At 71.4% G+C, this 4471-nt stretch carries 4 protein-coding genes; 2 read left to right on the forward strand and 2 right to left on the reverse strand.

Annotation, left to right across the window (positions count from 1 at the left end):
* Positions 1 to 145: 145 nt before the first annotated feature.
* Both ACFU8Q_RS39445 and ACFU8Q_RS39450 read right to left on the reverse strand, forming a co-directional pair.
* On the reverse strand, positions 146 to 1123 hold the full coding sequence (locus ACFU8Q_RS39445; RefSeq protein WP_384464436.1) for a DeoR/GlpR family DNA-binding transcription regulator: 978 nt from the start codon (positions 1121 to 1123) through the stop codon (positions 146 to 148).
* A 228-nt stretch (positions 1124 to 1351) separates the two neighbouring features.
* A complete protein-coding gene (locus ACFU8Q_RS39450; protein ID WP_384464439.1) occupies positions 1352 to 2791 on the reverse strand; it encodes an NAD(P)H-quinone dehydrogenase in 1440 nt (479 codons plus the stop codon).
* Positions 2792 to 3040: 249 nt separating this feature from the next.
* Here ACFU8Q_RS39450 and ACFU8Q_RS39455 point away from each other — a divergent pair, with 249 nt between their 5' ends.
* A complete protein-coding gene (locus ACFU8Q_RS39455) occupies positions 3041 to 3478 on the forward strand; it encodes a gamma-glutamylcyclotransferase (protein ID WP_266748138.1) in 438 nt (145 codons plus the stop codon).
* A gap of 102 nt (positions 3479 to 3580) precedes the next feature.
* Positions 3581 to 4405, forward strand: a complete 825-nt coding sequence (locus tag ACFU8Q_RS39460) for a purine-nucleoside phosphorylase (RefSeq protein WP_384464443.1) — start codon at positions 3581 to 3583, stop codon at positions 4403 to 4405.
* Positions 4406 to 4471: the final 66 nt, after the last annotated feature.

Below are 4471 nucleotides of genomic sequence, written 5' to 3' on the forward strand. Positions count from 1 at the left end.
GGGGGTGCGGGGGCCTCGGGGGGGGGGGGGTGGGGGCCGCCCGCCCCCCCCCCCCCGGGGGCGGGGGGGGGGGGGGGGGGGGGGCCGGGCCCCCCGTATCCGCAAGGGGACGGGGGGGGGGGGGGTGGAAAACCCCCACGCCCCCTTACCTGCGCCGCATATCCGCCACCCTCGCCCGGTCCCCCGGCCCCTGCCCCTGTTCCGCCAGCACTGCCGCGCTCCGTAGTTGCTGTGGCCCCGGCCCTCCGGGGCCACCCCGGGTACGGCGCTGGCCGGGGAGCGGCATGTCGAGGCGGGGCCGACGACCCGGTGGGAGGGCTTCCGCCGGAGCGGGGCCGTTGCCCGCGCCGGCCACCGCGATCTGCACGCCCTGGTCCGCCAGGGCCTGGAGTTCGGTGGCGGCGCGGTCGTCCTGGCCGGGCGGTTCGTCCGTCACGAGGCGGGTGATCAGATCCGTCGGCACCGTCTGGAACATGGTGTCGGAGCCGAGCTTGGTGTGGTCCGCCAGGACCACCACCTCCGCCGCCGCCTGCACCAGGGCCCGGTCCACGCTCGCCGAGAGCATGTTGGACGTGGACAGGCCGCGTTCCGCGGTGAGCCCGCTCCCGGAGAGGAACGCGCGCGAGACCCGCAGTCCCTGGAGCGACTGCTCGGCACCGCTGCCCACGAGGGCGTAGTTGGAGCCGCGCAAGGTGCCGCCCGTCATCACCACTTCCACCCGGTTGGCATGGGCCAACGCCTGGGCGACCAGCAGTGAGTTGGTGACGACGGTCAGACCGGGGACCCGCGCGAGCCGGCGGGCCAGCTCCTGCGTGGTCGTACCGGCACCGACGACGATGGCCTCGCCCTCTTCGACGAGACCCGCGGCCAGGTCGGCGATGGCCGTCTTCTCCGCGGTGGCGAGATGGGATTTCTGCGGAAAGCCGGACTCCCGCGTAAAACCGCCCGGCAAAACCGCACCGCCGTGCCGGCGGTCGAGGAGTCCTTCTGCCTCCAGCGCCCGCACGTCCCGCCGTACGGTCACTTCGGAGGTCTGGACGACGCGGGCGAGCTCACGGAGCGATACCGCCCCGTTGGCGCGCACCATTTCGAGGATCAACTGACGACGTTCTGCAGCGAACACGAAACTGACAGTAACGTGACACCAGAGCGTTTTCAGCAGTTTGCGCCGAATAACAGAAGTTGTGCATACAAAGGGCCGCCGAGTGGTATAGGCGGCCCGTTGTTGTTCCGTACTGATCAGCCGACGGCCGCCGGGCGGTCGTCGGACGCCCGAACGACCGCCTGAGCTGCCGCGATGCGCCGCGAACTGCCGGGGAACGCCGCGAAACGCCGGGTTTCGCGACTGCGTCTACGCCTCGCCCGCGTTCTTCCGGGTGTGCAGCTGACGGGCCACTTCCGCGATCGAACCCGACAGGGACGGGTACACCGTGAAGGCGTTTGCGATCTGTTCGACCGTCAGGTTGTTGTCGACCGCGATCGATATCGGGTGGATGAGCTCGCTCGCCCGCGGCGCGACGACACAGCCGCCGACCACGATGCCGGTGCCGGGCCGGCAGAAGAGCTTGACGAAGCCGTCGCGGATGCCCTGCATCTTGGCGCGCGGGTTGCGCAGCAGCGGCAGCTTGACCACCCTGGCGTCGATCTTGCCGGCGTCGACGTCGGCCTGGGTGTAGCCGACGGTGGCGATCTCGGGGTCGGTGAAGACGTTCGAGGAGACCGTCTTCAGGTTCAGCGGAGCCACCGCGTCCCCGAGGAAGTGGTACATCGCGATCCGGCCCTGCATGGCGGCGACCGAGGCGAGGGCGAAGATCCCGGTGACGTCACCGGCCGCGTACACGCCGGGGGCGGTGGTGCGGGAGACCTTGTCGGTCCAGATGTGGCCGGACTCCTTGAGCCGGACCCCGGCCTCCTCCAGCCCCATGCCGGCGCTGTTCGGGATCGCGCCGACCGCCATCAGGCAGTGCGAACCGGAGATGACCCGGCCGTCGGCGAGGGTGACCTCGACCCGGTCGCCGACGCGCTTCGCCGCCTGGGCACGGGAGCGGGCCATGACGTTCATGCCACGGCGGCGGAAGACGTCCTCCAGCACGGCGGCGGCGTCCGGGTCCTCGCCCGGCAGCACCCGGTCGCGGGACGAGACGAGGGTGACGCGCGAGCCGAGCGCCTGGTAGGCGCCCGCGAACTCGGCACCCGTCACACCGGAGCCGACCACGATGAGCTCCTCGGGGAGCTCGTCGAGGTCGTAGACCTGGGTCCAGTTCAGGATGCGTTCGCCGTCGGGGAGCGCGTCCGGGATCTCCCGGGGGTGGCCGCCGGTCGCAATCAGCACGGCGTCGGCGGTGAGCGTCTCCTCCGTGCCGTCGGCGGCGGTCACGACGACCGTGCGGGAGCCGTCGGCGGCCTGGAGGCCGTCGAGGCGGCCGCGGCCGCGCATCACCCGGGCGCCGGCCCGGGTGACGGACGCGGTGATGTCGTGGGACTGGGCGAGCGCCAGGCGCTTCACCCGCCGGTTGACCTTGCCGAGGTCCACGCCGACGACCCGGGCCGCCTGCTCGACGTGCGGCGTGTCGTCGGCGACGATGATGCCCAACTCCTCGTACGAAGAGTCGAAGGTGGTCATCACCTCTGCCGTCGCGATCAGGGTCTTCGAGGGCACGCAGTCGGTGAGCACGGACGCGCCGCCGAGGCCGTCGCAGTCGACGACGGTCACCTCCGCGCCGAGCTGGGCGCCAACCAATGCCGCCTCGTACCCGCCGGGTCCGCCGCCGATGATCACGATCCGGGTCACGAAAAGTCCGCCTCGCGTGTCTCATCCCGCGGCCGTCTGCTGCCCCGGCCGGGGGTCCGGGGGGTCGCCCCGGGGAATGCAGTACGTACTTCATTGTCCCGCACGCGCCAAGGTGCTTCGCCCCGGGGCCCTCCATACGTGCGCCGACGCGTCTTGGGCGGGGCTTCACGGACCGCGGGCGGAACCCCGTACGGGGTCTTCCTCACAGGAATCGACGTTCCGGCCACCGCCTCCCGTACCCTCGACCCCATGTCGCTCTACGCCGCGTACGCCGGCAACCTCGACGCGCGGCTGATGACGCGCCGCGCACCGCATTCCCCGCTGCGCGGCACCGGCTGGCTCAACGGCTGGCGGCTGACCTTCGGCGGGGAGCAGATGGGCTGGGAAGGCGCGCTCGCCACGGTGGTGGAGGCCCCTCGTTCCCAGGTCTTCGTGGCGCTGTACGACATCGCTCCGATGGACGAGGACTCCATGGACCGGTGGGAGGGCGTCGGCCTCGACATATACCGGCGGATGCGGGTACGGGTGCACACCCTGGACGGCGAGGAGCCGACCTGGATGTATGTGCTGAATGGGTACGAGGGCGGGCTGCCGTCCGCCCGCTATCTGGGCGAGATCGCGGACGCCGCGGAGTCCGCGGGCGCACCGCACGACTATGTGATGGAACTGCGCAAGCGCCCCTGCTGACCCGGCCGACCAGCGCTTTTGTGTGAATGTACGAGGAAGCGTGTGCAGACTCTACGCATGGGCATCTACGCGCGTAGGGAATCACCGGTTACCCTCATCCGCGTGAACGCATCAGTTATTCCGGACAACATCCAGGGCGACCCGTACGCCGCCGCCGCCGACGCCGCCGCCCGCCTGCGCGAGCTGACCGGTGCCGAGACCCACGACGTCGCCCTCGTGATGGGGTCCGGCTGGGCTCCCGCGGGCGATGCGCTCGGCGCTCCGGAGGCCGAGTTCCCGGTGACCGACCTGCCCGGTTTCCCGGCGCCCGCCGTGCAGGGGCACGGCGGCACGATCCGCTCGTACCGGATCGGCGAGAAGCGTGCCCTGGTCTTCCTCGGCCGCACGCACTTCTACGAGGGCCGCGGTGTCGCCGCCGTCGCGCACGGCGTCCGTACCGCCGTCGCCGCGGGATGCAAGACCGTCGTGCTGACGAACGGCTGCGGCGGTCTGCGCGAGGGCATGCGCCCCGGGCAGCCGGTCCTGATCAGCGACCACATCAACCTGACCGCGGCGTCCCCCATCGTCGGCGCCAACTTCGTCGACCTGACCGATCTGTACTCGCCGCGGCTGCGCGCGCTGTGCAAGGAGGTCGACGAGACCCTCGAAGAGGGTGTGTACGTGCAGTTCCCCGGCCCGCACTACGAGACGCCCGCCGAGATCAACATGGTCCGTGTGATGGGCGGTGACCTGGTCGGCATGTCCACCGTGCTGGAGGCGATCGCCGCACGGGAGGCGGGGGCCGAGGTGCTCGGCATCTCGCTGGTCACGAACCTGGCCGCGGGGCTGAGCGGGGAGCCGCTCAACCATGAAGAGGTGCTGCAGGCGGGACGCGATTCGGCTACCCGGATGGGAGCGTTGCTGGCTCGGGTGCTCGAGCGGATCTGAGCCCCTTCCCGAACCGGGGCTCCGCCCCGGGCCCCGCGCCTCGAACGCCGGCGAGGCTGAAAAGTC

Source organism: Streptomyces sp. NPDC057543 (assembly GCF_042801895.1).
Classification (GTDB): domain Bacteria; phylum Actinomycetota; class Actinomycetes; order Streptomycetales; family Streptomycetaceae; genus Streptomyces.